Source organism: Kitasatospora brasiliensis (assembly GCF_032654805.1).
In the GTDB taxonomy this organism is placed as follows: domain Bacteria; phylum Actinomycetota; class Actinomycetes; order Streptomycetales; family Streptomycetaceae; genus Kitasatospora; species Kitasatospora brasiliensis.
The window spans coordinates 171,433-196,548 of sequence record NZ_JAUOOW010000008.1; the positions used below are offsets into that span (position 1 = coordinate 171,433).

The following is a 25,116-nucleotide window of genomic DNA, read 5'->3' on the forward strand; positions in this document are numbered from 1 at the left end:
TACCGGCACAGGCCTGCCGCCTGGACGGCGGGAGAGGCCGGATGACCGGATGGCGGCGGTTCGAGCGGCAGGGGGCCGCCGGGCCCGGGTACTGGGAGATCCGGCGGGAAGGGATCCGCTGCCACATCCGGTGGGGCTCCGACCGGGCCTCGTGCAAGGCGAGTACGACGACGCTCGACGACGAGGAACAGGCACGGCGGCACGCGGCGCGCAAGATCGCCGAACGCCTGCGCAAGGGCTTCACCGAGGTGGAGCCGCCCGCTGATCCGGCCTCGGCCGAGGCGGCGGCGCCCGTCCTGGACATCGTCGCCAAGACCGCCCGGCACCAGCCGGTCGACGGCTTCGACGAGGTCTACCGCAGCGCGCAGACGCCCCGTCACCCCAGGGGCTTCTACGAGTACTACGTGCTGCGCGAGCAGGGGCGCAGCGCGATCCGCTTCGCCGTACGGGCCGACAGCCACCAGGACGGGCCGGTCGCCGCCTTCCTGGAGTTCCTCTGCGCCAGACGCGACCTCGCCTTCGACGGCCGCTCCCACCACAAGGTCCGGCTGCCGAACCCGGTCGGGCCCTTCGACCACGCGCTGTTCTGCTCGCCGGCCCTGGGCCGGGCCTGCGCCGCGTACCCGGCAGCGGCGGCGCGGGTGGCGACGGCCTTCCCCGTGTCCGACTGCGAGATCGGGGACGAGGACCCGGAGGTGCTGGTCGACGCCCGCATCCACGGCCGCGCCGGGCTGCCCCACAGCGACTGGGGGCGATCGCCGCACCCCGTCGTCGACCTGCGCTTCGACATCGAGCCGTCGCACTACCGCCCGTCCTCCCCGTCACGGAAGTTCCGGGTCTACCGGCCGGACGACCTCCGGGCGCTCCTGGACGCGCTGGCGCAGGCATCGCCGCGGAGCTGGCTGGAGGTGCGGAACTTCCGGTGCGAAACGATGCGCCTCGAAGCCGGGACGGCCGTCTCCTTCGCCGACGTGTCGTCCTTCCTGGGCGGCTGAGGGAGCCGGCTGAGCGAGCGTCATCGTGGCCGGACGCCACCGGGGCGACGGCCGCCGCTACACGCGGATCGTCATCAAGAGCCGGTTCCTGGTGAACGCCCGGGTCCAGGCGCTCCACAGCCCGGCGCTGGTGCGTGCCCTGACGGGGGCGGAGCCCGGTGAGGAGAAGGAGTCCGGTGAGGAGAAGGAGCCCGGTGAGGAGAAGGAGCCCGGCGCCCGCTCCCTGTGGCCCCTGGAGCAGGCGGAGAGCTGGGCGCGGTCCTGGAACGCCCGGGCGGGCGCCGAGGAGGAGCTGTGACCGGTACGTCGTGAAACAGGCCGCTCAGCAGGCCCGGGCGTTCAGCCGGCGCCGCAGCGCCACGCGCAGGGCGAAACGGAGCCGGCCGGTGGCCGGGCGGCCGGCGAGGACGGCCTCGAAGCGGCGGTGGTCGCGGGCCGCGCGCAGCACCGCGAGGTCATGGGTACCGGGGGCGGGCGGGGCGGGTTCGGCGCGCTGGGCGGCCCGGTAGCTGTCGAAGAGGTGCTGGTGCAGTGCGTTCATGGGCTCACCGTGCACTCCGGCCGCCCCGCCGGTCCCGTCGATTGACGGCCCTCGTCAATCCGCACACGGACGCCCCCGCCCGGCCCGGCAGAATGGGGACCGTGAGCGTGACCATCGACATCACCGGACTTCCGCACGAGCGGATCACCTTCTGCCCCTCGCCGCTGGCCGAGCTCGGCAACGCGTTGCACGCGCTGGCCGAGCCCGCTCACCACTCCCGGCTGCACGCCTGGACGACGGCCACCTCCGCCGCGCTCAAGCCGGAGCTGGCCGACCGGCTGCTCGAAGCCGAGTTCATGTGGCGCGCCACCCGCTCCGACTTCCTGATGCCGGCCCAGCCCCGGGAGACCCTCGCCGAGGAACTGGACGACCTCGACCGGATGGACGACGAGCGGTTCGTCGGCGCGGCCCTGGAGATCTCGTGCAGCACCAGCCACTACCCCAAGGGCCTGCCGTCGCCGCTGGTCGACGCGTGGGCGCGCCGCCGCGCGCTCGACCTGGCGGCCGCCCGCGGCCCGCGCCAGGCCGCGTTCGTCGAGCGGATGCTCGCCGAACCCACCGCCACCCGCGCCTGGATACGACGCCTGCTGGAAGACTGCGACCAGGCCTTCTTCGCCGACACCTGGCGCCGGGTCGGCGTCCAGCTCGCCGCCGACGCCCGGCACAAGACCGAGCTGCTGCGCCGCAAGGGCCTGGCGGAGGCGCTCACCGCGGCGTCGTCGGCGCTCAGCCTGGAGGAGGACGACAACGGCAGCCGCATCGTCGTCGACAAGCTGGTGCACGGCCGCACCGACGCCCGCGGCACCGCCGTCACCCTGCTGCCGACCATCTTCGGCTGGCCGCACCTGTTCTCCCTCTACTCGCCGGGCTGGCAGCCGGTCATCCAGTACCCGACCGCCTCCCACGAGGTCGGCGGCACCGAGCCGGTGGAGACCGTCAAGCTGCGCCTGGACGCCCTGACCCACCCGATGCGGATGAGCCTGTGCCGCAACCTGTCGCGCGGCGCGTACTCGACGAGCGAGCTGGCCGACGCGTACGGCATCACCGCCCCGGAAGTCTCCCGCCACCTCGCCGTCCTGAAGAAGGCCGGGCTGCTGATCACCCGGCGCCGGGGCCGCTACGTCCTGCACCAGCTCGACCTCTCGGTGGTGGCCCGGATCGGCAGCGACTTCCTGGAGTCGGTGCTGCGCTAAGGGATCCCTACTGCGGCGCCGGAGCAGCGGCTAAGGTCGGCGGCGACACCGCGTGCCGGTCGCCGACCGGGCGAGGCATGGAGGTGTCGGGAGTTGCCCATCGGAGGCATCCCTTGTCAGTCGAGTTGAACCACACGATCGTCCACGCCCGCGACAACCGGGAGTCCGCGGAGTTCTTCACGGACCTGCTGGGCCTTGAGATCACCGGGGAATGGGGCCCCTTCATCGCCGTCCGCCTCGCCAACGGCGTCACGCTGGACTTCGCCGCCATCCCCGCCGACAAGATCACCCCGCAGCACTACGCCTTCCTCGTCTCCGAAGCGGAGTTCGACGCGGCCTACGCGCGCATCACCCGGCGCGGCATCGAACACTACGCCGACCCGCACGGGAAACAGCCCGGCACCATCAACCACAACGACGGCGGCCGCGGCGTCTACTTCACGGACCCGGCCGGGCACGCCATGGAGCTCATCACTGTGCCGTACGGCGGATGGCAGTCGTAGGCGGGTAAGGCCCGGGGCCGCACTCGTGCGGCCCCGGGCCTTCAGCCTGCGCGGCGCGGCCAGCAGGTCATCATCCGGTCGGCGACCGTGACCAGCAGTCGGGCGAGGGCTGTGGCCTCCGCACCGGGAGGCAGACCGTCGGATCCGGAGAAGGCCCGGAGTCGTTCGGCGAGCGTCGTCACCCCGGCCTCCCGCAGCCCGGTGAGGTAGTCCCGTACCGTGGCCGAGCGGGGGTTCACGGCCAGCGCCTCGGCCGTCGGCTGGCCGCAGGCGGTTCCCAGGTAGGAGCCGGGGCCCGCCATGTAGCGCTCGACGACCTTCCGGAACAGGGACTCCTCGTCCCCGAACGCCGCGTAGATGCTGGGGGTGCTCATGCCCATGACCGCCGTGAGGTCGGACATGGCGGTGCCCTCGTAACCCCCGGCTCCAGAAGGCCAGCATGGCCGCGTCCAGCGCGCGCTTGGAGTCGTAACTGCGAGGTCGACCAGTTCACCGCCACCCCGGCGCTATCGACGAGACCAGCCGCCAGATCTACGCCCGCGCCTACGACTCCCCCGCCGCGATCCGCGCAGTCGCCGGCTGGTACCGCACCTGCGCAAAGACCTCCGAGGGCGGCTGCCCCCCCCGCGGCGAGTGCGGGACGACCGGCGACCAACGCCAATTGCCCAGCGATCATCCGGCTGACCCCGGCGAGTGCGGGGACGACCCGGACGAGATGAAGGTCTTGCCCACCCCGCCTGGCTGACCCCCGCGAGTGCGGGGACGACGCGTCCAGCTCCGCCAGAAGCTCCGGCCGGTCCGGCTGACCCCCGCGAGTGCGGGGACGACCTGCCCCGAGAAGAGCGCGAGCGCCTAACCAACGGCTGACCCCCGCGAGTGCGGGGACGACCTGCTGGCGGTGGGTCAGGCGGCGAGGCGGCCCGGCTGACCCCCGCGAGTGCGGGGACGACCCCTTCGCGACCTGCAGCGATGCCGACGCTTTGCTACTTCTTTGCACATGCTGGTGTGCCGCTGCACGAACGTCCTGTCGATGAACGCGGTGAGATGGAGTCGGTGTTGCCGATCATCGTTCCTTCACAGGAACGCCTCGGGGCTGGAGGCGCTTCACCTCGGAGGTGTGCCGGGTGAGGTCGCGCAGGAACGGCCCCTCGCCTCATCGGCCGCAGCTGGTGCACAGCCCGTGTTCCGTCTGCGCCTCAACGGGGTTCCCCAACGGCGGTCACCGGACGACCCGGGCGCCGGGCCGCCGGCAACCGACGTGCTCGGTGATCCAGTCGTAGAGGCCGTCGGCCGCTCCGGCGTAGCGGCCGAGGCCGTACTGTCCGCAGTCGCGGCAGTTCCCGCACACCGGCTCGTCGGGGTCGGCCGGGGCACGGTCGACGGTCTGCTGTTGCGGCTCGCTCACTTCTTCTCCATCGGGGTGAGGCAATTGGGGTGTGCCACGACGGCCCAACCGAGCGGTGCCTGACCGGGGCCGGTCACGGTGTGGACGTGTCCGGCCGGGGTCAGCGGCGGCTCAGGGGAGCCGCAGATGAAGCAGGCCTCCCCGTGTAGACGCGCCGGGCTTATGGCGATGGGGTCAGTCACGATTCGTGTCGGTGTCCCTGTCACGCCCACTACGATCCACGTCGCCAACCCCCGGAAGTGCCACAAGCTGTGGCACTCTCCGCTACACGGCCTTGGCCCATCGCGCGAGCGCCATCACCCGGGTGTCCCGGCCCCGGGTCAGTCGAACCATCGTCGCAAGCTCGGCCCGCACCTGCTCATGCGCACGCACATGCTGCGGTGCGATCTGTCGTGCCACCAGCAGAGACTCGGCGGCGTGCTGCGGGCGCCCGAGTTGAACCTGGGCCCTGCTGAGGTCGATGTAGTAGTGCGAGCGGCGCTCAGCCGGCAGGTCCCGAGGCGGGGCCCACCGTGTCGCGGCGCTAACCGCTTCCCGGAGGTCCTCCGGCTCTCCGAGTTCCACCGCCACCGCCAGCCGGTGGACCTCCAGGGAGTCCGGCCCCACTGCGGTGCCGTCGTAGAGCCGCTCCCGCACCTGGGAGGCCAGGGCCTCCGCTTCTCGCAAGTGGAGTCGCGCGTCGTCCGCCCCCTGCATCCGGTCGGCTACCACCGCAGCCCGCATGTGCAGAGCAGCCGCGGCCGCGGCCAACCGCTCTGACGACGGTGCAGGCATCTGGTCGACGGCAGCCCGCAGCGCACGGAGGCCAGAGCCGAGCTGCTGGGCTGCGAAGAAGACCTCTGTGCGGACGTACGCGGCGGCCGCGTCCAGGGCCGGATCGTTGACGAGCTTGGAAGCCCACCGCATCAGCTCTACCAGGCGGCCGCTGAGGTCGTGGTACCCGTACTTGTACGCCACCGCGTCCGCTGATCGCACTGCCAGTGCCAGGAGCCGGGCTGCCGACGCCCGCTCCCGCCCGTCAGGGGCTTGGTCGACGGCGCGGAAGAGTTCGGCCAGCAGTCCGGGAGCCCGGTCGCCGAGGCGCGCGTACCTGGCCTCCACCCGGTCCTCGACCGCGGCCTCGACGTCGGCCGCGATCTGTTGGAGCGGCCGTACCGGGCCGTCCTCCGGCAGGTCGTACGCTGCGATGACTCGCCGGAGAGCCGGGATGTCCCGGTGTACGCGACTGTCAGTCCGGCGTGTCCCGCCAAGGAGGTCTTCCGGCGTCGACCGGACGGCCCGCGCGAGCGTTTCGAGGACTTGGTCGCTGGGCCGACGCTCGCCGCGCTCGACCTTGCGGAGCATGCTGATGCTCACCCCGGACGCGTCACAGACCTGGCGCCGCGTCAACCCGGCAGCGTACCGGGCAGTTTCGATCTGTTGGCCGAGTACGGCGGCAGTGGTCCCGGGCATGCATTGGCTCCGTTCCGTGGTGGCATGCGGAACGGTACCGGCGCCCGTACGAGGTCGTACTGGGTTTGCCCCGACAGGCACGCCATCGGGGTGGTTCTGCTACGGGCCGACCAACAGCTCAACCAGCTCAGCCAGCGAATCGATGGTCCAGTCCGCATCCGGCGCGGTCGTGGTCAGGCCGATCGGGCCGCGGCGAAGGTGCGCGGCCCGCAGGCCCGCCGCCCGGGCCGGGGTGATGTCGTTCGCCGGGTGGTCGCCGACGTACACGATCTCGTCCGGCTCACCTGGCGCCCACGTGAGAAGCCTCTCGAAGAAGCCGGGCGCTGGCTTCGAGATGCCCCACTCGGCTGAGGTGGCGATGGCGTCCACCGGCAGGTCGAGTCTGCGGAGAAGGCCGGACACGGCGGCGTTCTGGTTGCCCGCGATGCCCACCCACAGTCCCTTGACGCGCAGCCGGGACAGTGCGGGCCGCACGTCCGGGTAGAGGTCGCTCTCGTCCAGGCAGTCACCCCGACCGGCCGCTTGCCGGGCCCGCCACTCCTCCGCGATGTCCACGCCCGGCCGCAAGATCCGGATCGCGTCGGCGTTGTCCCGTCCCTCAGCCAGCACCGCCCCGACCAGAGCCGACATGGTGTGCGTGGGAACGCCGAGCCACCGGGCCCAGTCCCCCCAGTACCTGGTGTCGCTGGTCAGGGTCTCGCCGATGTCGAACACCACGGAGCGCAACATGGCCGCAGCCTAACGACCTGGCCATGCTGCGAGAAGGCGTGGCGTCTCTGAGCTGTGCTGTCCGACCGTAGCTGCCTCAGCGCGGTCGACGCCGAGGGCTGCGCCCGAAGGCAGTGAAACACTCCCATGAGTGCGGGGACGACCCGGGCCGGGGCAGGACGCCGGCGTCGCAGTACGGCTGACCCCTGCGAGTGCAGGGACGACACCGCATCCAGTACCTCCACCACCGTCGCCTCCAACTGACCCCCCGCGGGTGCGGGGAGAACGAGGAATGGGTGATGGTCATCGTGTCCAGCTACGGCTGACCCCCGCGGGTGCGGGGAGAACGGGTCAGGGCGGAGCCGGATCTGAGAATCAACCGGCTGACCCCCGCGGGTGCGGGGAGAACTTGGGCACCCCCGGCGGCAAGAACAAGGGCAACGGCTGACCCCCGCGGGTGCGGGGAGAACCCTTCGCGACCTGCGGCGATGCGGGCGCTTTGCCACTTTTTTGCACATGTTGACGCCCCGCCGCACGAACGCTTCGACGCCGCCGCCGATCGGGTGCGGCGTCAACGCCCGTGCGCATCATCCCATGTGCCGCTTCCGCTACCCCACCCTCAGTGCCCGCTCCCCGATGGCCCACCGGGGCCCGTCCGGCCCGCCCTGCCAGGCCCATTGGGCGGCCGGGGTGACGGTGATGCCGTAGTCGTACCGGTCGGGGCGGCCGAGGTCCTCCCACTGCGCCCACGCCGCCAGTACCTCGTCGCCGATCCGTCGGGGCCCGCCCTGGAGGAGTAGCGGCGGTGAACCCGCGCTGCGGGAGGTGAGGGTGGCCCAGGACTGGTGGCCGTCGTGGATCCAGGCGTTGACGCCGTCCTCGTCGCGGCCGGTGAGCAGGACGGCGTCCGGGACGGCTACCCGTAGGGCGAAGCGCAGGTCCCAGTCGTCGTCGAGCGGGGCCGGGTCGCGGTCGACCTTCCGCCGGGTCTCGGGTTCGGCGTCGCCGCGTACGGCCGTGTACGCGGCGATCGAGGTGTTCGGCTGGGCCGGGGCGTGCCGGTCGCCCATGAACTGGGCGAGGCCCTGGACCCATCCGGTGGCGGACTGGCCGTCGTCGGCGACGGTGAGGGCGACGTGGCCGAGGCGGCCCCAGGGGTAGACGATCCGTCCGCCCGGCCGGACGGCCGTCACCCAGGACCATGGCACGGCCTCCACCGCGTACGTCGCGTGAACGCGGTCGACGAGACCGCCGGGCGGACCGTCGGCGGTGCCGTCGGCCACGGTGACCTCGGTGTCGAGTCCGGCGGCCGCGAGCCGGGTGCGGGCGAACGCGGCCAGGCGTTCGTCCACCTCGGTCGAGACCACCCGCCCCGGCCCGGCCCGCCAGGAGGCCAGGGCCGCCGTCCAGCCTTGGCCGGTGCCGATGTCCCAGACCTGGTGTCCCGGTTCCAGCCGCAGGCTGTCCAGCATGTCCGCCACCGCGAAGGGCGCGGACAGCGACGAGGACGGCCGGTCGTCGGCGAGCTGGGTGATGGCCGCGGCGTAGACGCCGGAGTACAGTTCGCCGGCCCAGCCGTCCGGGTCCACCGCGCGGTCGAGCGGCAGGTAGGCCCAGCCGTCCCACCGCCACAGCCGGTCGGGCGCGAATCCGTCCCGGGGCAGCGCGGCGAAGGCCTCGCGCAGCCACGGCGAGTCGGCCGGCCAGGCCCCGTGCTGCTCCATCTCGGCGTCCAGGCGGGCTCGGCGCCCGGTCAGGTCCTCGTCGCTCACCCTCGCTCAGCCCTTCTTGTGCTTGCCCGTGCCGGCCGGGGGCTTTTCGACCTTGCTGTCGGCGTTGTGCGGCGGAGGCGTTCCCTGCCCCGGGTCCGGTGCCGGCTTCTCGTGCTCACCCATCTCGGGCTTCCCTTCCGTCGGTCTCGAACGGCCGGTTGGTCATCCTGGCGGATCCCCGCGCCACACGGTAGACGGCGCACGGAGGTACCCAGGGGCGCGCGGTCGCCCGGCGCACCATGGCTCGGTTCACCGCCGCCGGGGCCGAGGAGAGGTGCTGGATACGTCTCTGTTCGACCCGGGCTCGCCCGGAGGACGCCCACTTGAACGGAGCGCTCGAACAGCCTCATCATCGGGACCCGGCCCACCTGTCGCGCTGCCCGGAACTCGGCCTCCACGCAGGCGACTTGATGAGCATCGACAACCCCGAGGAGCAGCCGGTGATCAACTTCGACGTACTGACCGACCAAGCCCTGCGCGAGGGCGTCGAGGGGATCGGCGTCGGCGTGGTGGTCCGCGACGCCTCCGGCCGGATCCTGATGATCCGCCGGGCCGCGCACGACGTCCTGCCCGGCCTGTGGGAATACCCGGGCGGCGGCCGGGACGACGACGAAGGCGTGGCGGCCGGCGCCGCCCGCGAGCTGGCCGAGGAGACCGGGCTCGCCGGCCTGCCGCTGGAGTACGTGCGGCACCTGGACTTCACCAACCAGAACGGACGGCGGGTACGGCAGTTCGTCTTCACCACCGTCGTCCCGGACGGCACCCCCATCGCCCTCTCCCCCGACCACGACGACCACCAATGGGCCGACCCGGACGGGCTGCCGCCGACCAGCACCGGCCGGCGCGAGCTGATCCGGTGGCTCACCGACCGCCTGGCCCGCCCCGGTTGGCGGCCCGTCGGCGGCTATCTCGCCACCATCGCCCGGCCCCTCACGTACGGCTGCTTCCTGGTCACCGACCCGCAGGGCCGCGCCCTGGGGCTGCGCTCCGCCGTCGACCCGGGCGTGTGGCACTTCCCGGGCGGCAACGTCGAGCACGGCGAGACCCCGTTCACCACCGCCCTGCGCGAGGCCGAGGAGGAACTGGGCCTCGACCTCGCCGCCGAGAACCCGGAGGCCGTCGCCCGCCGTCGCCTGGTCGCCGTCATCCACGAGCAGGCCGGCGCCGAACACCCCGTACCGGCCTGCGGCTACGTCTTCGACGGCGGCGTCCTCACCGAGGAGCAGCAGGCGCGGATCCGCCTCGACCCCGCCGAGCACACCGAGTGGCGGTTCGAGAGCGCCCACGACTGGCGCACCCTGATGACCCCCGACCGCTACCGGCGGCTCCGGCAGGTGCTGCGCGCCCAGCGCTCCGGTGTCCCGCTCTACCTGGAGCGCCCCGCCCCGGACAGCGACGACTTCGAGGGCGTCCTGGTCTTCGTCACCGACCGCGCGGGCCGACTGCTGATGCACCTGCGCGAAGACCGGCCGGGCATGCCGTGGCCCGGCTACTGGACGCCGATCGGCGGCTGGCGCGAGGCCGACGAGAGCGCCCGGGAGAGCGCGGCGCGCGAGGTCCGGGAGGAGGCCGGCATCGAGATCACCGGGCTGCGGCCCCTCCCCGACCCGCACCCGGACCTCGGCCTCCCGCTCACCCGGGTCCTGCATGCCCACTGGGACGGGGACGACACCGACCTGCGCCTCGGCGACGAGGGCCTGGCCGTCCGGATGGTGCCCCTGGACGAGGTGCTCGACCTGACCGTCCCGCCGTACCTGCGGCACTACCTGCCGCTGCTGGCCGAGATCGCCGCGGGACGGGCGGTCTCGGCCGTCGGCTGGCCCGCCCCACTTCGCGTGCGTCGATCTCCTTCGTGAGCACTGCTCTCCCTCCCCTTTCATCCCTCCCCTTTCGTCCCCCCCGATCGGAGCCCCGCCATGGAGTCCCTGCTTCAGGCCGTGTGCGTCATCGTCCACGACGAGGCGGCGGGCCGGATCGCCTGCGTCCACTACGCGAACGGCAGCTGGTCCACGACCCCGGTGTGGACGGTGCCCGGCGGCAAGGTCGAGGAGGGCGAGCGCCTGGACGAGGCCGCCGCCCGCGAACTGCGGGAGGAGACCGGGCTCACCGTCGCCCCCGAGGAGCTGCGGCTGGTCCACACCGTCCAGGTCAAGGCGGGTTGGGACGGCAGGACCCCGTTCCTGCTCTCCGCGTTCGCCGCCACCCGCTGGCACGGCGAGCTGACCAACCCCGAGCCCGACAAGCACCTCACCGTCGAGTGGAAGGACGCCGCCGCGCTGCCGACCCCGATGTTCCCCACCGCCCACGCCGCCCTCACCGCCTACCTGCACGGCGGCCGGGGCTTCTCCCTCCACGGCTGGGACGGCGACCCGGACCCGCGCGCCCTGGTCGGGGCCGTCGAACCTACGGAGTCCTGACGTGCCCGGCCGCCACCGCCGCCCACCCGCCCCCGGCCCGCTCCACCCGCCTCCCGGTCTCCACCCCGCCGACTAGGGAGCTGTTGGCCTCACACCTGATCACGTCACCAGGCCCGGGGCCGGTGGCGGTCACCGCCCTCGATCTCCTCCGGCCGGTCAACGGACCCGCGGTCCGTCCGCACCAGGATTCCGGGTTCGGGCGCGTTGTCGTCCGGCGGTCCGGACCAGACCCTGCGGGTACGCGGAAGGGGTACTTCCACCAGTCGACCAGGCGGGTGTCCGCGTCACTGACGACCTGGTGGCCGGTGGAGTACCGGTAGTTCTCTGACTGTTCAGCGATGCCGTGGTCCCGGGTGGGCACCAGGGTGCCGTCGACTACCAGCACGGTGCCTCGGCGAACCGGCGGCGAGCCAGTAGGCGACCACCGACAGCGCCCGGTTCTCCAGCGGCAGTTCCCACGGCCGCCCCTGGCCCGGGGGGCCTCGCGGCGCAGCGCGGTCACCAACGTGCCGAAGACGCGCGGGCTCAGCCCGGTAAACGGGGCTATCCAGGACGGTTCCGACGCCGTGATCACACCTGACACGATGGAGATCATTGCAGGGCGAGATCACTTACGGGACAGCCCTTGGGAACGCCCGGCGCTACCGGCTTCCCAGGTGGTCGGCCCCGGGCCCGAGCCGCCTGATCAGCAGTGTGACGCCGAGCTGATCTTGATGCCGGTGAGCGTTTCCACCGCGTCGAAGCTTTCCATCGAGTTGGGGGACAGACAGGTGTACTTCGTCTCGCCGTATTCGATGTAGCGCAGCCACGCAACGTCGTCGTTGCGGGTGTTGTAGACGTAGTTGGCCCCGCGAGCGGCGGTGCTGAGGTTCTGGTAGCCGGATGTGATGTCCTGGTACCGGGCGTCGGGATTCCCGGCGTTCCACCTGATGATGTTCTGGTAGAAGCAGACCTGGGGGTAGTTGCAGCCGTTCCATGAGACGGCGGAGGCGTCGGGGGCCAGGACGAGTGCGGTGCTCGCGAAAGCTGCGAGCGAGGCCGTCACGGCAGCGATGCGCTTCTTGAGTTCCATGGGTCAGAAGTATGTTGGTGGAGGATTCGACTCCGCAGATCAGATCCGGCCGCATCTCTCAGCCGATTCGCCCCTTCCTTGGGGGTGCTGCGCCACGCCCCGCCGCTCCGCCCTGCCGGGTGCTGTGGCCGGAAACCACCGCCGGGTGGTCGGCGGCGAGGGGCCGGGCTGGTCGGGGCCCTTAGAGTCCTGGCCGTGTCGAGAAGGCAGAGCTGGGACAGCCTCCCAGAAGACGTTGTCGCGGCGGTGCGCGAGCACACCGGTTCCATCGACCGGGCCGAGTCCGTGAGCTCCGGGTTCAGCAGCCAGATCGCCGTCATGGTGGACGGCGCTCGCGGCCGGTTCTTCGTCAAGGGGATGAGGACGGACCACGCGGAGGCGTGGACGCAGCAGCGCGAGTGGGCGATCAACCCGTACGTCGTCCCCCTCGGGCCGCGGGCGCTGTGGCGCACGGTCGTGGGCGGCTGGGACCTGGTCGGCTTCGAGCACCTCGCGGGCCGGAGCGCCGGCTACGGCCCGGGATCCGCGGACCTTCCCCTGGTGGTCGAAGCCCTGACGGCTCTGGGGCAGCTGGGCTGTCCCGAGGTGGAGCCGGGGGACGCGGTGGAGCGGTGGGGTGCCTACCTCGACGATCCCGCCGAGGCGGAGCTGTTCGGCGGGGGCGCGCTCCTGCACACCGACTGGAATCCCAGCAACGTCCTCGTCACCGGCCTCGCCACCGGTCCGGACACCGCGCGGCTGGTCGACTGGCCCTGGGCGACCCGCGGCGCCGGGTGGATCGACCCGGCGTGCTGGATCGTCTGGCTGGTCTTCTCCGGGCACGCCGTTCACGAGGCCGAGCAGTGGGCCGCCAAGGTGCCGGTGTGGTCCACCGCGTCCGATCGCGCCCTCGACCTGTTCGCCACCGCCCACGCGAACTACTGGCGGCGCACGGCCGATGATCACCCCAACGCATGGACGTTCGGGCTCCGTGATGCCGCGGTCCGATGGGCCGGATACCGGATGGGCAAGCCGTCGCTTGCCTAATGCCTAACCGGTGCGCCGACCGCCTGGGCGATCGCGCGGCCCGTCACTGGACCTCGACCAAGTCGAGGGTCCTATGGTCAGCGGCCATGGCATCACTCGGTAGCACGGAACCCGTTGTCTCCCCTGCCCCCTCGCGAACGGCTCTTCCCCGGTCGTACCTCCTCTGGCTCGCGGGGACCCGCGCCTCGCTGGTCGGTGACGCGGCCCTCTACTTCGCCCTCGGCTGGGCGGCCAGTGCCCACGGCGGTCAGACGGCCGCGCTGGTGCTGACCGCGATCACCCTGCCGCGGACCGTGCTGCTGTTGCCGGGCGGGGCGGTGGGTGACCGCTTCGGCGCCCGCCGTGTGATGATCGCCGGCGATGTGGCGATGCTCGCGGCCGTACTCGCCCTGGCCGTGGTGGCCCGGACGTGGGGGACGCCGCCATGGATGCTGCTCGGGTTCGCCGCTGTGGTCGGGACCGTCGACGCGTTCTACCTCCCGGCGACGGGAGCCATGCCGCGATGCCTGGTGAGCGGGGAACAGCTTCCCCGGGCGCTGGCCCTGCGGCAGGCCGGTGGCCAGGTGGCCTCCCTGTTGGGGGCCCCGCTGGGGGCGGTGCTGGTGGGGATGGCGGGCTTGAGCGGGACGGCCCTGGTCGACGCGGGCAGCTTCGCCGCCGTCCTGGCCGTCATGGTGTGGGTGCGTCCGGCGGCCGAGGCGAAGCGGCCCTCCCGGACGAAGCGACCCTCCCGGACGAAGCGGCCCCCTCGGACGAAGCGGCCCCCTCGGGCGGAGGGCCTGCTCGCGGGGATCGCCGACGGGGTGAAGCTCGCGGCGACGGATCCCGTCCTTCGACCCGCGCTGCTGCTGACGGCAGCGGCTGCGGCGGTGCTGCTGCCGGCGGTTTCCCTGCTCGGCCCGCTGCTGGCCCGTTCCGAGGGCTGGGGGCCGGGATCGGCGGGCCTGGTCGCGGCGGGGCAGGGCGTCGGAACGTTCCTGGCCGCGCTGCCGGCCGCCCGCCTGGGTCCCATGCGCCGGATCGGCACGGGCGCGAGCCTGGGCCTGGCGCTCGCCGCCGTGGGGCTCGCCGGACTCGCGGCGGCTCCGACCCCTGCCGCAGCCGTGGCCGCGGCAGGGGTCGTCGGTGCGGGATCGGGCATGTTCGCCTGTCACATAGGCCCGCTGGTCCTTGCCGGTGCCCCGGACACGCATGCGTCCCGGGTCCAGTCGCTGCTGACGCTCGTGCAGAGCCTGGCGCTGGTCATGGCGAACAACCTGCTGGGCCGGCTCGCGAGCGCGGCCGGCGCCAGGAGCGCGATCGCGCTGTGCGCTGTCCTCGGCTGCGTCGCCGGAGTCACCGGGCTGGCCTCGGCACCACTGCGGGATCAGCGCCAGGCCCGGTCGTAGGGCCGCCAGACGCCGGGGACGAGCGGGCCGTCAGACGCCGACCAGGGTGTACGTGCCCGTGCCGTCCGGCCTGCCGCTGGCGTACTGGCGGATGAACTCCCCGTCCGCGTACCGGTCGTGGCCCATCATGGAGCCGGTGTACTTGTTCTGCACGCCGATCTTCGAGCTGCCGGGTACGTCGCGGTAGATGAAGAACCGCTGGAGGTCGTCCTCCGCGCAGGTGGCCGTCATCAGGACCGCCCGGTCGGTGGCCGCGTCCGGCGCGGCGATGGTCGCGCACCCGCCGTTGCCCCAGTTCCACAGGGACGCCTCAAGGACCCCGTTGGTCTCCGTCACGTTGCACAGGCGCCAGTTGTCCAGATGGGCGCTGAAGATCGTCGAGGGCCGCAGGCGGACACCGTCGGACGCCAGGAGCGGCGCGCCCCAGGACAGGGGCGTGCCGGGTACGGCGATCTTGTAGACGGCGGTCTCGCAGGTGAGGGCGGCCAGCGAGCCGTGCCCGGTGGCCTTGGGCTGTTCGGCGGACGGGCCGCCGGTGGGAGCCGGGCCCTGCGCGAGGCGGTCCCGCTCCCGCTCCTGCTCGGCCGTCGGGGCGACCTCGCCCGCCGGGTGCTCGGCCTTCGCGGCGGGCGAGCCGCAGGCGAGGAGGCCCTGTGCCTTGGCCATGATGCTGCCGGAGGGCACCTGGTCCTGGCAGCGCACCACGCCTTCCTCAAGGGTGGTGTAGGTGGTGAAGCTGCCGCTGCCGGATCCCTGGATCCACTTCAGCGCCCAACTGCCGTCGCCCTGTTGGACACGGTTGCAGTTGAGGCTTCCGTACGTTCCGGTGACCTTCTTGGTGCCCTTGTAGACGCCGTAGTAGCCGGGCTGGTTGAAGTTCCACGTGACCGAGTTCGACACGCTGCTGGTGGAGGAGTAGCTGACCTTGACGTCCAGGCCCAGGGTCGCGGCGACGGTGCCGAGGGTCTCGACGGAGAAGGTGTCCTGGACGTTGCCGCTGAGGCCGACGGAGACCGTGATGGTGGTCTCGGTGCTGGTGCTGACGGTCTGGTTGCCCGTCGTGCCCTCGGTGACGTACCAGCCCTTGAAGTGGGTGATCGTCGGGGACACCTCGGTGGTCTTGATGTACGGGTGGCGCGTGCCGAGGTCGGCCGCCGTACAGGTGTTGCCAGGCTGGGGCGCGGCCGTGACGGCGGGTGCCGCGGCGGCCGGTGCGGCGGCGAGGCCCACGGCGGTGACCGCTACGGCGGCCGCCTGGGCGGTCACCGCCATGAGTGACGTGCCGATGCGGCTGACGGGTCGTACGGGGCGCATCATCATCCACCCTCCCATGGTCATGTATATGTCAGGCCAGGAATGACTGTAGCGACCACCGGAGGGCGGCGTGAGGCCGGAACCGGCCAGCCCTGACCGCCCGCGCCCTACCGCCCGGGCGCCGTATCGGTGGAATGACCGATGCGCGGCGGCGGGGCGCGCGGCGATAGTCCTCGGGAGGGCGGTCGCGGGGTGGCCGCGGTGCGCCCGGTCTCCGGAAGGGCTCTCCATGGACACGCATGCGGATCTGGTGTTTCTCGACGGGCGGGTGGTCACGGTCGACGCGGAGTTCTCCGTGGCCGAGGCCCTGGCGGTGACCGCAGGGGTGATCAGCGCCGTCGGCCGGCGGGACGAGGTCGTGCCGCTCATCGGGCCCCGCACCCGGGTCGTCGACCTGCGGGGGGCGACGCTGCTGCCCGGCATCAACGACTCCCACCTCCACGGGTGCGCGTTCGGCATGGCGACGCCGCCGCTCTCCCTCGACCTCGGACACCCCGCCGTCTCCTCGCTCGCGGACGTGGCCGAAGCGGTACGGGAGGCGGTCGCGGGGGCCCCGGCCGGGCAGTGGATCACCGGACACGGCTGGGACACCGGCTACCTCGACGAGTGCGTCGGGGATCCGCTGCGGCAGCCCTCGCGGCATGACCTCGACGCGGTGAGCCCGGACCATCCCGTCGTCCTGTACTCCTTCTCCGGACACGCCACCTGGGTCAACTCCAAGGCCCTGGAGCTCATCGGGATCGACCGCAGCACCGTCGCCCCGCCCGGCGGAGCCATCGTCGCGGACGAGGCGGGCGAGCCGACCGGGCTGCTCCACGAGGGGGCTCAGGACCTCGTCCGGAACGCGCTGCCGCCGCTCAGCCGGCCGGAGCGGACCGACGCGATCAGGTCGACCCTCGCCGCCCTCGCCCGGCTCGGCGTGACCAGCTACACCGAGCCCGGCCTCGGCCCCGGCGGCGAGGGCATCATGCGCGGCGCGCTCGGCGGGGAGACCCTCGACGTCTACCGCGAACTGCTGGCCGACGGCGAACTGACCGCCCGCGTCGGCGTCCTGCTGCTGCCCACCGGCATGGCGAGCACCACCGAGGAGTTCGCCCGCGGCCTCGCGGCACTCGCAGGTGAGGCCGGCGGCGCGGACCCGCGCCGCCTCGCGGTCCACGGGGTCAAGGTCTTCGCCGACGGCATCGTCCCCAACAAGACGGCCTGGATGCACGAGCCGTACGTCGGCGGCGGCTGCGGCTCCCTGTGCGTCGGCGGCGACACCGACACCGAACGCACCGCCGGGCACCAGCTCGGCGTCCACGTCACCGGGGACCGGGCCATCGACACCGTCGCGGACGCCTTCGCCGCGGCCATGGCCGAGCACCCCCGGCCCGACGCCCGCCACTACGTCATCCACGGCGACTTCCTCACCGCGCACAGCATGGAGGTGCTGGCCGCGCACGGCTTCGGCGTCAACATGAACCCCACCATCAAGTGGACCGTCTCCGACATGGAGGAGGAGTTCGTCGGCATCGAGCGGGCCGCGTACGCGTGGCCCTACCGCGACGCCATCGACGCCGGCGTGCGGGTCGCGAGCGGATCCGACGCCCCCGTCACGGCCCCGGACTGGCGCCAGGGGGTCGCGACCATGGTGCTGCGCGAGTCGAAGGCCGCGGGCCGGGTCAGCGGCCCGGAGCAGCGCATCGGCCTGGCCGAGGCGATCCGCACCTACACGATCGACGCGGCCTGGCAGGACTTCGCCGACGACTGGAAGGGCTCCCTGGAGCCGGGCAAGGTCGCCGACCTGTGCGTGCTGGACGGGGACCTGCTCGCCGCCGACCCGCGAGACATCCCGTCGATGCCCGTCGTCCTCACCGTCATGGACGGCCGCATCGTGCACGACACCCTTCGCGGCTGACGAAGCCGACTGACGTACGCGACCGACGGCGCCTGACACCCGCGATTGACGCACCCCGGGTCCATGATCATCCTTGGGGAATGGCAGCGGAGCGGAGTGCGGCGGACATCCTGGACGCGGCCGTCCACGTCCGCGAGGCCGCCAGGAGCGCCACGGCCGGCACGACCGGCTTCGACGCGGTCCTGGCGGCTCTGGCGGAGCTGCTCGACTACGACCACGCCTCGCTGGCCCGCTGGGATCCGCTGCGCCGGCGTCACACCACCCTGGCCGGGAGCTACCCGGACGACGCCACCTCGTACATCGAGACGCGGCTCCACCACGACCCGGTGTTTCCCGTGCTCCACAGCCCCGCCCGGGGCGGGCTCTGGCTCGGGGACGTCCCCGGACGGCTCCTGGCGGCCTCCCCGGGCTTCCGGACGGTGCTGTCCCCCCTGGGCATCGAGGACGGCGTGGCCCAGTGCCTGTTCGCCGCCGACGGCCGGTACGTCGGCATGCTCAACGTCAGCAGCCGTCGGCCGGGGCGCGCGCCCGATCCGGCCCGCGCCGCGGTCACCCTGCTCACCGAGGCCCTCGCCGCGGCGGTCGCGCCCACCGCCACCGCCTCCGCCTCCGACTCCGCCCCTGACGCCGCCGCGCGTCGGCCCGGCGGGCTCTCGCCGCGCGAACTCCAGGTGCTGGCCGAACTGACCGCCGGTCGCACCAACCGGGAGATCGCCGAGCGGTTGTTCGTCACGGCCCCGCACCGTGGGCACCCACATCGAGCACATCCTCGCCAAGCTCGACCTCCCCAACCGCGCGGCCGCCGCCGCCCGGGCGGCTGCCTGGGGCATCGAACCCTCCCACTGATCCGGGCGATCCGGCCGTCACGTGATGCCGGGGCTACGTTCCGTGCGCCTCTTTGGTTCCCTCACCCGACCGTGTCGATCAATACAGTCACCCGACATGAGCACCTGACCATGTCGCCTATATGGTTTCTCCCAAGCGACAGCTGGTGCGCAACTGGTGTGCAACGAAAGGCACGTTCATGACTCAGACGTCCGTCGGCCGGGGCCAGGCGATCCCCGAGCGCCCTTCGCTCCCCCTGATCGGCCACGCCCTCGGCCTCCCCGGCGGGGCCGACGCCCTGCTCCACCTGATGAAGGAGTTCAAGGAGCTGGGGCCGATCTACCGGCTGCGGGTCTTCGGGACCGAGACCGTCGCCGTCGGCGGCCACGACCTGGTGGCCGAACTGGCCGACGAGACCCGGTTCCGCAAGAACGTGCACGGGGACCTGGTCGAGGTCCGGCAGATCGCCGGGGACGGCCTGTTCACCGCCTTCCACCACGAGCCGAACTGGCGCAAGGCGCACGACATCCTGATGCCGGCGTTCTCGCTGGGCGCGATGCGCGGCTACCACGGCACGATGCTCAAGGTCGCCCGGTCCCTCATCGGCAAGTGGGACCGGCTCGCCGGGGTGGAGCTGGTGGACGTCCCCGACGACATGACCCGGCTCACCTTCGACACGATCGGACTGTGCGGCTTCGGTTACGACTTCGATTCGTTCCGCCGCAACGACGCCCACCCCTTCGTCGAGGCGATGGCCCGCGCCCTGCACTACACCCAGGAGAAGGGCGAATCCATCCCGGGCTCGGAGTTCTTCAAGCGCAAGCAGGTCGAACGCTTCCGCCGGGACGCCGAACTGATGACGGACCTGGTCGACGACGTCATCCGGCAGCGCAAGGCCTCCGGTGACACCGGCACCGACGACCTCCTCGGCATGATGCTGCACACGAAGGACCCGGTGACGGGCGAGCCGCTGGACGACCTGAACATCCGCCACCAGGTGATCACGTTCCTCATCGCCGGGCACGAGACCACCAGCGGCGCCCTCTCCTTCGCGCTCTACTACCTCACCAAGCACCCTGAGGTCCTCAACCGGGCCCGGGCCGAAGTGGACGCCCTGTGGGGCGACACGGAGAACCCCGAGCCCGACTACGGGGACATCGGCAAGCTCACCTACATCCGCCAGGTGCTCAACGAGAGCCTGCGCCTGTGGCCGACCGCCCCGGGCTTCGCCGTGGAGCCCGTCGAGGACACGGTCATCGGAGGCAAGTACGCCGTGCGCAAGGGCGAATCGCTGATGGTGATCACCCCCGCCCTGCACCGGGACCCCGCCTGGGGCGAGAACGTCGAGCTGTTCGACCCCGAGCGCTTCTCGCCGGAGCGGGAGCAGGCGCGGTCGGTCCACCTCTTCAAGCCGTTCGGCAGCGGCGAACGCGCCTGCATCGGGCGGCAGTTCGCCCTGCACGAGGCCACCCTGCTGCTCGGCCTCCTGGTGCACCGCTACCGTCTGATCGACCACGCCGACTACCAGCTGAAGATCAAGTCGTCGCTCACCATCAAGCCCGACGCGTTCACGCTCCACCTGGCCCGCCGCACCAGCGGCGAGCGCAGGACGCCCGCCCCCGCCCCCGCCACGACCACGACCATGACCACGACCACGGTCCGGCGCGCCGCCGGCACCGCGCTCACCCTGCTGCACGGCTCCAACCTCGGCACCAGCGCGGGCATCGCGCACGACCTCGGCGCCGACGCCGAGGACCACGGCTTCACCCCGTCCGTCGCCTCCCTGGACGAGCGCACCGGCAGGCTCCACGCCGCGGACGGCCCGGTGGTGATCGTGGCCGCCTCGTACAACGGCCGGCCCACCGACGACGCGGCCGAGTTCGTCGCCTGGCTCGACGGCCTGGAGCCCGGCGCGCTCGACGGCCTCCGGTACGCCGTCCTCGGCGTCGGCGACCGCAACTGGGCCGCCACCTACCAGCGCGTCCCCACCCTCATCGACGAGCGCCTGACGGCGGCCGGCGCCACCCCGCTCCTCGACCGCGGAGCCGCCGACGCCTCCGGTGACTTCGCGGGCACGGTCGACCGGTGGACGGCCGACCTGTGGGCCGCGCTGCTCGACCGGTACGGTGCGGCGACGGAGGAGGCCGCCCAAGCCGGCCCGCCCGGGGACGCGGGAGACGAGGCAGCGGGCCAGGGCCAGGGCCTCTACGAACTCCAGGACACCGCCGCATCCGTCACCGCCGGACTCGCCGCCCGCCACGGCCTCCTGCCCATGGAGGTACTCGACGCCCGCGAACTCGTCGACACCGACCACGAACTCGGCCGCTCCAAGCGCTTCCTGAAGCTGCGACTGCCCGAGGGCGTCACGTACCGCACCGCCGACCACCTCGCCCTGCTCCCGAGCAACCCGCAGGCCCTGGTGCAGCGGGTCGCCGACCGCTTCGGCCTGGACCTGGACCGCACCGTCCGGCTGCGCGCCCGCCGCCGCAGCCGCAACACCCTGCCCGTCGACCGGCCGCTGACGCTGCGCCGACTGCTGACCGACTTCGTCGAGCTCCAGGACGCCGCCACCCGGGAGCAGGTCGCCGTGCTCGCCGCGCACACCGCCTGCCCGCCCGAGAAGCAGCCGCTGACCCGACTCGCCACGGCGAGCCCGGAGGAGTTCCGGGAGCGGGTGAGCGCCGCCGGACACAGCGTCCTGGACCTGCTGGAGCGCTACCGCGCCTGCGAGCTGCCCTTCGAGCAGTTCCTCGAACTGCTACCGGTGCTGCGCCCCCGCCACTACTCCGTCTCGTCCTCCGCCGCGGCCCAGCCCCGCGAGGTGGACCTGATGGTCTCGCTGCTCGCCGCACCCCACCGCGGCGGCGAGGGCACCTTCCGCGGCATCGCCTCCCACCATGTGCGGACGATCCGGGCCGGTGACACCGTCCAGGCGCGGATCCTGCCGTGCGGCGAGTCCTTCCGCCTCCCGGCGGACCCGTCCGTCCCGGTGATCCTGGTCAGCGCCGGCACCGGCCTCGCGCCCTTCCGCGGCGCGGTCCTCGACCGGCACCACACCGGCTCGACCGGCACCCTGCTGTGCTACTTCGGCTGCGACCACCCGGACGTGGACTACCTGCACCGGGAGGAGTTCGAGGCGGCGCAGGCGGCCGGGGCCGTCAGCATGCGCCCCACCTTCATGCACGCGCCCGTCGACGGCGCCCGCTTCGTCCAGGAGCGCATCGTCCGCGAGAGCGACGAGGTCCGGGCGGTCCTGGAGGCGGGCGGCCGGGTGTACATCTGCGGCGACGGCCGCCGCATGGCCCCCGCCGTGCGGGAGGCGTTCATGGCCGTCCACCGCGAACACACCGGTGCGGACGAGGAGGAGGCCGCCGCCTGGCTGGCCGAGCTGATCGGGTCCGGCCGCTACGTCGAGGACGTCTGGGCCGGTTGACCCCGGCCGGCGCGAGGCCCACCGCCGTCGACGACGGTGGGCCTCGCCTCACGAGCCTCTGCTCAGTCCGTCGGTACGTCCGCGAGCTCCAGCCGCCCCCCGGCCAGGGCCACGGTCGCCGACACCAGCGCCTGCAGGCCGACCCGCTCGGCGTCCTCGTCCGGCAGACAGAGGCGCTGCATCGTCAGCCCGTCGAAACCGGCGAGGAAGAACCGGGCGACCGTCGCCGCGGGCTGGGCCAACTCGTGCCCCGTCCGCGCCGCCGCCGCGGCCACCAGCTGGGCCGTCACCTCGATGACCCGCCGGTAGTGCTCCTGCCGGGCCTCGGTCAGCCGGGGCGTACGGAGGGCGAACATGGTCAGCTCGGTGAGCAGCTGGTGATTCGTGGCCGGCTCCAGCATGGTGCGCCACAACTCACCGGCCAACGCGGCGATCGTCTCCGCGAACCCGGCGCCCTCCGGCGCCGCCCGCTCCACCCGAGCGGTCAGCTCGTCGGTGATCTGGTCCATGACCGCCCGGTACAGGTCCTCCTTCGTACCGAAGGTGTAGTGCACCGTGGCCTGGGAGACCCCGAGCTCGCCGGCGATCGCCCGGGTGCTGCCGGCGGCGACGCCCTCCCGGGACATGAGGTCGATGGCCGCGTTGATGAGCTGCGGGCGGCGCTCGGCGGCGGTGACATGAGCCATCCGGCGATTATAGGGACTTAGTCCCCCGATTCAGTCGCTCTCTCGCCACCGGCGGCAGGACGGGTTCACGCGGGTCAGCGCGTACCGACGTCCAGCGTCCAGTAGTGCTGGATCTCGGTGCTGCCCGGCGGCCGGGCCTGGTGGAAGTAGCCCACCCCGGCTTCCTGGGCGGCGCAGTTGAGGATGAGGTTGCGGTGCCCCCAATGCCACGCCGCGTCCCGCTGCATCCAGAACTCCATCGCCTGAGCGGGGCTGGGGGCGGGCTCGGGCTGCCCCTGCTGGAAGTAGACGTTCTCCCCGCGGAAGGTCTTGTAGCCCGCGAGGTCCATGGGCTCGCCGTTTTCCCAGACCAGTTTCCCGTCGGGCCCCCGATGCATGTTCGAGTCCTGCTGGACCTGGTCGCTGGGAACGGTGGACAGGTAGCCGCTGTGGTCGTAGGCGATGTCCCTGAGCTGCTGGGAGAACCGGAAGGGGTTGGGGCAGGCGCTCATCACCGCTTCGCCCTGCGGGTCCGGCTCCAGAAGGGGATACAGCTCCGGGTGCGTCCGCGCGCGGTTGACCAGGTCGAAGAGCTCCTGCTCCAGCGGATTCGGCGCGGGGCCGACGCCCGAGGTGACCTGTCCGATGCTGTCGCCGACGTACTCGGTGAACCACAGGTTCCCGTCCGGTCCGGCCGCGATGCCGAACGGGTGGCCGTCCGCGGTGGGCAGCGGGTATTCGGTGACGGATCCGGCCGGGGTGATCCGCCCGATCCGCTCGCCCGTGGACTCGGTGAACCACAGGTCGCCGTCGGCCCCGGCCGCGATGGCGTACGGGGAACTGTCCGGGTTGGGCAGGGGGAATTCGGTGACGGACCCCGCCGGAGTGATCCGCCCGATCCGGTTGCCCCTGGCTTCGGTGAACCACAGGTTCCCGTCCGGGGCGGCCACGATGCCGGTCGGCCCGCTGTCGGGGGTCGGCAGGGGGAACGCGGTGACGGACCCCGTCGGGGTGATCCGCCCGATCCTGCCGCCCCAGTAGTCGGTGAACCACAGGTTCCCGTCCGGTCCCGCCACGATCCCCAGCGGGCGACTGCCGTCGGCGGGCAGGGGGAACTCGGTGAGGGTCCCACTCGGGGTGATCCGTCCGATCGCGCCGTCCCAGTACTCGGTGAACCAGACGTTGCCGTCGGGCCCGGCCGTGATGCCGAACGGGAAGGCGTTCGCATGAGGAACGGCGAATTCGGCGATGTCCCCGGCCGGGGTGATCCGCCCGACCGCGCCGCCGAAGTACTCGGTGAACCACACATTGCCGTCCGGTCCGGCCGCGATGCCGAACGGGAGACTGACCGGGGTGGGCAGCGGGAACTCGGTGACGGACCCGGCCGGGGTGATCCGCCCGAGCCGGCTGCCGGTGGACTCGGTGAACCACACATTGCCGTCCGGCCCGGCGGTGATCCCGAGCGGATGGCTGTTCTGGACGGGCACGGGGTACTCGGCGACGGACCCGCCCGGGGTGATCTGCCCGATCAGCCCCCGGTCGTACTCGGTGAACCACAGGTTCCCGTCCGGCCCCACGACGATCCCCGTCGGCCCGCTGTCCCCGGGGGACAGGGCGACTTCGGTGACCGACCCGGCCGGGGTGATCCGCCCGACCTTGCCGACGAGGTACTCGGTGAACCAGAGGTCACCGTCCGGCCCCGCCACGATCCCCGACGGCTGGCTGCCCGTGGTGAGCACGGGGAACTCGGTGAACTCCCCGTCCGGCGTGATCCGCCCGATCTGGTTGCCGGCGCCCTCGACGAACCACAGGTTGCCGTCCGGCCCGGCCGCGATGTCCCACGGGGAGCTGTTCGCCGTCGGGACGGGGTGCTCGGTGATGCCCCCGTCCGGGGTGATCCGGCCGATCTTGTTGCCGGTGGACTCGACGAACCACAGGTTGCCGTCCGGCCCGGCCGTGATCCCCGTCGGCCCGCTGCCCGCGTCGCTCAGCGGGTGCTCGGTGACGGCCCCGTCCGGGGTGATCCGCCCGATCACGCCGTTGTTGTACTCGGTGAACCACAGATTGCCGTCCGGCCCGGCCGTGATCCCCCACGGGAAGCTGTTCGGGCTCGGGACGCGGTACTCGGCGACGGCCCCGTCCGGGGCGATCCGCCCGATCACGCCGCTGTCGTACTCGGTGAACCACAGGTTGCCGTCCGGCCCGGCCGCGATCCCCGTCGGGCCGCCGTCCGGGGTGGGCAGCGGATATTCGGTGACGGCCCCACCCGGGGTGATCCGCCCGACCAGCCCCCGGTCGTACTCGGTGAACCACAGATTGCCGTCGGGCCCGGCCGCGAGGTCCCACGGGTAGGGAGAGCTGCCCGGCGTGGACAGGACGAACTCGGTGACGACCCCGGGCAGGCCGGTGACCGACGGGCCGGCCTGACGGGAATCCGGCAGACGGCCCGGACGGCGGCCGCGCGCGGTGAAGGGTGTGGGTGTGGGCATGGTCGGCATGGTGGGCAT

Annotated in this window: 21 protein-coding genes, 1 pseudogene and 1 CRISPR repeat array; of the genes and pseudogenes, 11 read left to right on the forward strand and 11 right to left on the reverse strand. The window is 72.5% G+C overall.

Going from position 1 to position 25,116, the window contains the following annotated elements; genetic code table 11:
• The first annotated feature begins 41 nt into the window (after positions 1-41).
• Both QWJ13_RS29415 and QWJ13_RS29420 read left to right on the forward strand, forming a co-directional pair.
• Positions 42-995: a WGR domain-containing protein gene (locus QWJ13_RS29415; RefSeq protein ID WP_316528274.1), complete on the forward strand. Its 954-nt coding sequence runs from the start codon at positions 42-44 to the stop codon at positions 993-995.
• 25 nt (positions 996-1,020) lie between these two features.
• Complete coding sequence (locus QWJ13_RS29420; RefSeq protein ID WP_316528276.1) at positions 1,021-1,293, forward strand: hypothetical protein; 273 nt, start codon at positions 1,021-1,023, stop codon at positions 1,291-1,293.
• Positions 1,294-1,317: 24 nt separating this feature from the next.
• Here QWJ13_RS29420 and QWJ13_RS29425 read toward each other — a convergent pair whose 3' ends face one another.
• Entirely contained in the window at positions 1,318-1,536 is a 219-nt protein-coding gene (locus QWJ13_RS29425; RefSeq protein WP_316528277.1) for a hypothetical protein, read from the reverse strand.
• Between the two features lie 92 nt (positions 1,537-1,628).
• On the opposite strand from QWJ13_RS29425, the gene QWJ13_RS29430 reads away from it, so the two are divergent.
• Together QWJ13_RS29430 and QWJ13_RS29435 are read left to right on the forward strand one after the other, a co-directional pair.
• The gene (locus QWJ13_RS29430) at positions 1,629-2,729 is read left to right on the forward strand and encodes a DUF5937 family protein (protein WP_316528279.1); all 1,101 of its coding nucleotides are present in this window, start codon (positions 1,629-1,631) and stop codon (positions 2,727-2,729) included.
• A gap of 113 nt (positions 2,730-2,842) precedes the next feature.
• Positions 2,843-3,232: a VOC family protein gene (locus QWJ13_RS29435; protein WP_316528280.1), complete on the forward strand. Its 390-nt coding sequence runs from the start codon at positions 2,843-2,845 to the stop codon at positions 3,230-3,232.
• A 41-nt stretch (positions 3,233-3,273) separates the two neighbouring features.
• Here QWJ13_RS29435 and QWJ13_RS29440 read toward each other — a convergent pair whose 3' ends face one another.
• From QWJ13_RS29440 to QWJ13_RS29460, 5 genes are all read right to left on the reverse strand, one after another.
• Positions 3,274-3,633 (reverse strand): hypothetical protein, encoded by a 360-nt coding sequence (locus QWJ13_RS29440; RefSeq protein WP_316528281.1) that lies wholly within the window; start codon positions 3,631-3,633, stop codon positions 3,274-3,276.
• Between the two features lie 277 nt (positions 3,634-3,910).
• A CRISPR array of direct repeats spans positions 3,911-4,182; the repeat unit is 28 nt; unit sequence GGCTGACCCCCGCGAGTGCGGGGACGAC.
• A 269-nt stretch (positions 4,183-4,451) separates the two neighbouring features.
• Entirely contained in the window at positions 4,452-4,637 is a 186-nt protein-coding gene (locus QWJ13_RS29445; RefSeq protein WP_316528282.1) for a hypothetical protein, read from the reverse strand.
• A 264-nt stretch (positions 4,638-4,901) separates the two neighbouring features.
• Complete coding sequence (locus QWJ13_RS29450) at positions 4,902-6,089, reverse strand: helix-turn-helix domain-containing protein (RefSeq protein WP_316528283.1); 1,188 nt, start codon at positions 6,087-6,089, stop codon at positions 4,902-4,904.
• 99 nt (positions 6,090-6,188) lie between these two features.
• Entirely contained in the window at positions 6,189-6,818 is a 630-nt protein-coding gene (locus tag QWJ13_RS29455; protein ID WP_316528284.1) for an HAD family hydrolase, read from the reverse strand.
• A 587-nt stretch (positions 6,819-7,405) separates the two neighbouring features.
• Entirely contained in the window at positions 7,406-8,569 is a 1,164-nt protein-coding gene (locus QWJ13_RS29460) for a methyltransferase domain-containing protein (RefSeq protein WP_316528285.1), read from the reverse strand.
• Positions 8,570-8,979: 410 nt separating this feature from the next.
• Here QWJ13_RS29460 and QWJ13_RS29465 point away from each other — a divergent pair, with 410 nt between their 5' ends.
• Positions 8,980-10,425, forward strand: coding sequence for an NUDIX hydrolase (locus QWJ13_RS29465; protein WP_316528286.1), 1,446 nt, complete (start codon positions 8,980-8,982; stop codon positions 10,423-10,425).
• A 60-nt stretch (positions 10,426-10,485) separates the two neighbouring features.
• Positions 10,486-10,986, forward strand: coding sequence for an NUDIX domain-containing protein (locus tag QWJ13_RS29470; protein WP_316528287.1), 501 nt, complete (start codon positions 10,486-10,488; stop codon positions 10,984-10,986).
• 261 nt (positions 10,987-11,247) lie between these two features.
• Here QWJ13_RS29470 and QWJ13_RS29475 read toward each other — a convergent pair.
• Positions 11,248-11,569, reverse strand: a pseudogene (locus tag QWJ13_RS29475) (IS5/IS1182 family transposase); the annotation flags it as partial.
• Positions 11,570-11,671: 102 nt separating this feature from the next.
• On the reverse strand, positions 11,672-12,058 hold the full coding sequence (locus tag QWJ13_RS29480; protein ID WP_316528288.1) for a hypothetical protein: 387 nt from the start codon (positions 12,056-12,058) through the stop codon (positions 11,672-11,674).
• A 195-nt stretch (positions 12,059-12,253) separates the two neighbouring features.
• Between QWJ13_RS29480 and QWJ13_RS29485 the strand changes: the two genes are divergently transcribed.
• Together QWJ13_RS29485 and QWJ13_RS29490 are read left to right on the forward strand one after the other, a co-directional pair.
• Positions 12,254-13,084, forward strand: coding sequence for an aminoglycoside phosphotransferase (locus QWJ13_RS29485; protein WP_316528290.1), 831 nt, complete (start codon positions 12,254-12,256; stop codon positions 13,082-13,084).
• A gap of 86 nt (positions 13,085-13,170) precedes the next feature.
• Complete coding sequence (locus QWJ13_RS29490; protein ID WP_316528292.1) at positions 13,171-14,472, forward strand: MFS transporter; 1,302 nt, start codon at positions 13,171-13,173, stop codon at positions 14,470-14,472.
• A gap of 30 nt (positions 14,473-14,502) precedes the next feature.
• Here the strand turns inward: QWJ13_RS29490 and QWJ13_RS29495 are convergent, their stop codons facing one another.
• Positions 14,503-15,786, reverse strand: coding sequence for a hypothetical protein (locus tag QWJ13_RS29495; protein WP_316528478.1), 1,284 nt, complete (start codon positions 15,784-15,786; stop codon positions 14,503-14,505).
• A gap of 229 nt (positions 15,787-16,015) precedes the next feature.
• Here QWJ13_RS29495 and QWJ13_RS29500 point away from each other — a divergent pair, with 229 nt between their 5' ends.
• From QWJ13_RS29500 to QWJ13_RS29510, 3 genes are all read left to right on the forward strand, one after another.
• Complete coding sequence (locus QWJ13_RS29500; RefSeq protein WP_316528293.1) at positions 16,016-17,686, forward strand: amidohydrolase; 1,671 nt, start codon at positions 16,016-16,018, stop codon at positions 17,684-17,686.
• Positions 17,687-17,766: 80 nt separating this feature from the next.
• On the forward strand, positions 17,767-18,714 hold the full coding sequence (locus tag QWJ13_RS29505) for a helix-turn-helix transcriptional regulator (RefSeq protein ID WP_316528294.1): 948 nt from the start codon (positions 17,767-17,769) through the stop codon (positions 18,712-18,714).
• Positions 18,711-21,944, forward strand: coding sequence for a bifunctional cytochrome P450/NADPH--P450 reductase (locus tag QWJ13_RS29510; protein ID WP_316528295.1), 3,234 nt, complete (start codon positions 18,711-18,713; stop codon positions 21,942-21,944). The genes QWJ13_RS29505 and QWJ13_RS29510 overlap by 4 nt, the downstream gene beginning before the upstream one ends.
• Before the next feature lie 62 nt (positions 21,945-22,006).
• Here QWJ13_RS29510 and QWJ13_RS29515 read toward each other — a convergent pair whose 3' ends face one another.
• On the reverse strand, positions 22,007-22,630 hold the full coding sequence (locus QWJ13_RS29515) for a TetR/AcrR family transcriptional regulator (protein WP_316528297.1): 624 nt from the start codon (positions 22,628-22,630) through the stop codon (positions 22,007-22,009).
• 74 nt (positions 22,631-22,704) lie between these two features.
• Positions 22,705-25,098 carry a virginiamycin B lyase family protein gene (locus QWJ13_RS29520; RefSeq protein ID WP_316528298.1) on the reverse strand — a complete coding sequence of 798 codons (2,394 nt, stop codon included), beginning with the start codon at positions 25,096-25,098 and terminating at the stop codon, positions 22,705-22,707.
• Between the last annotated feature and the right edge of the window lie 18 nt (positions 25,099-25,116).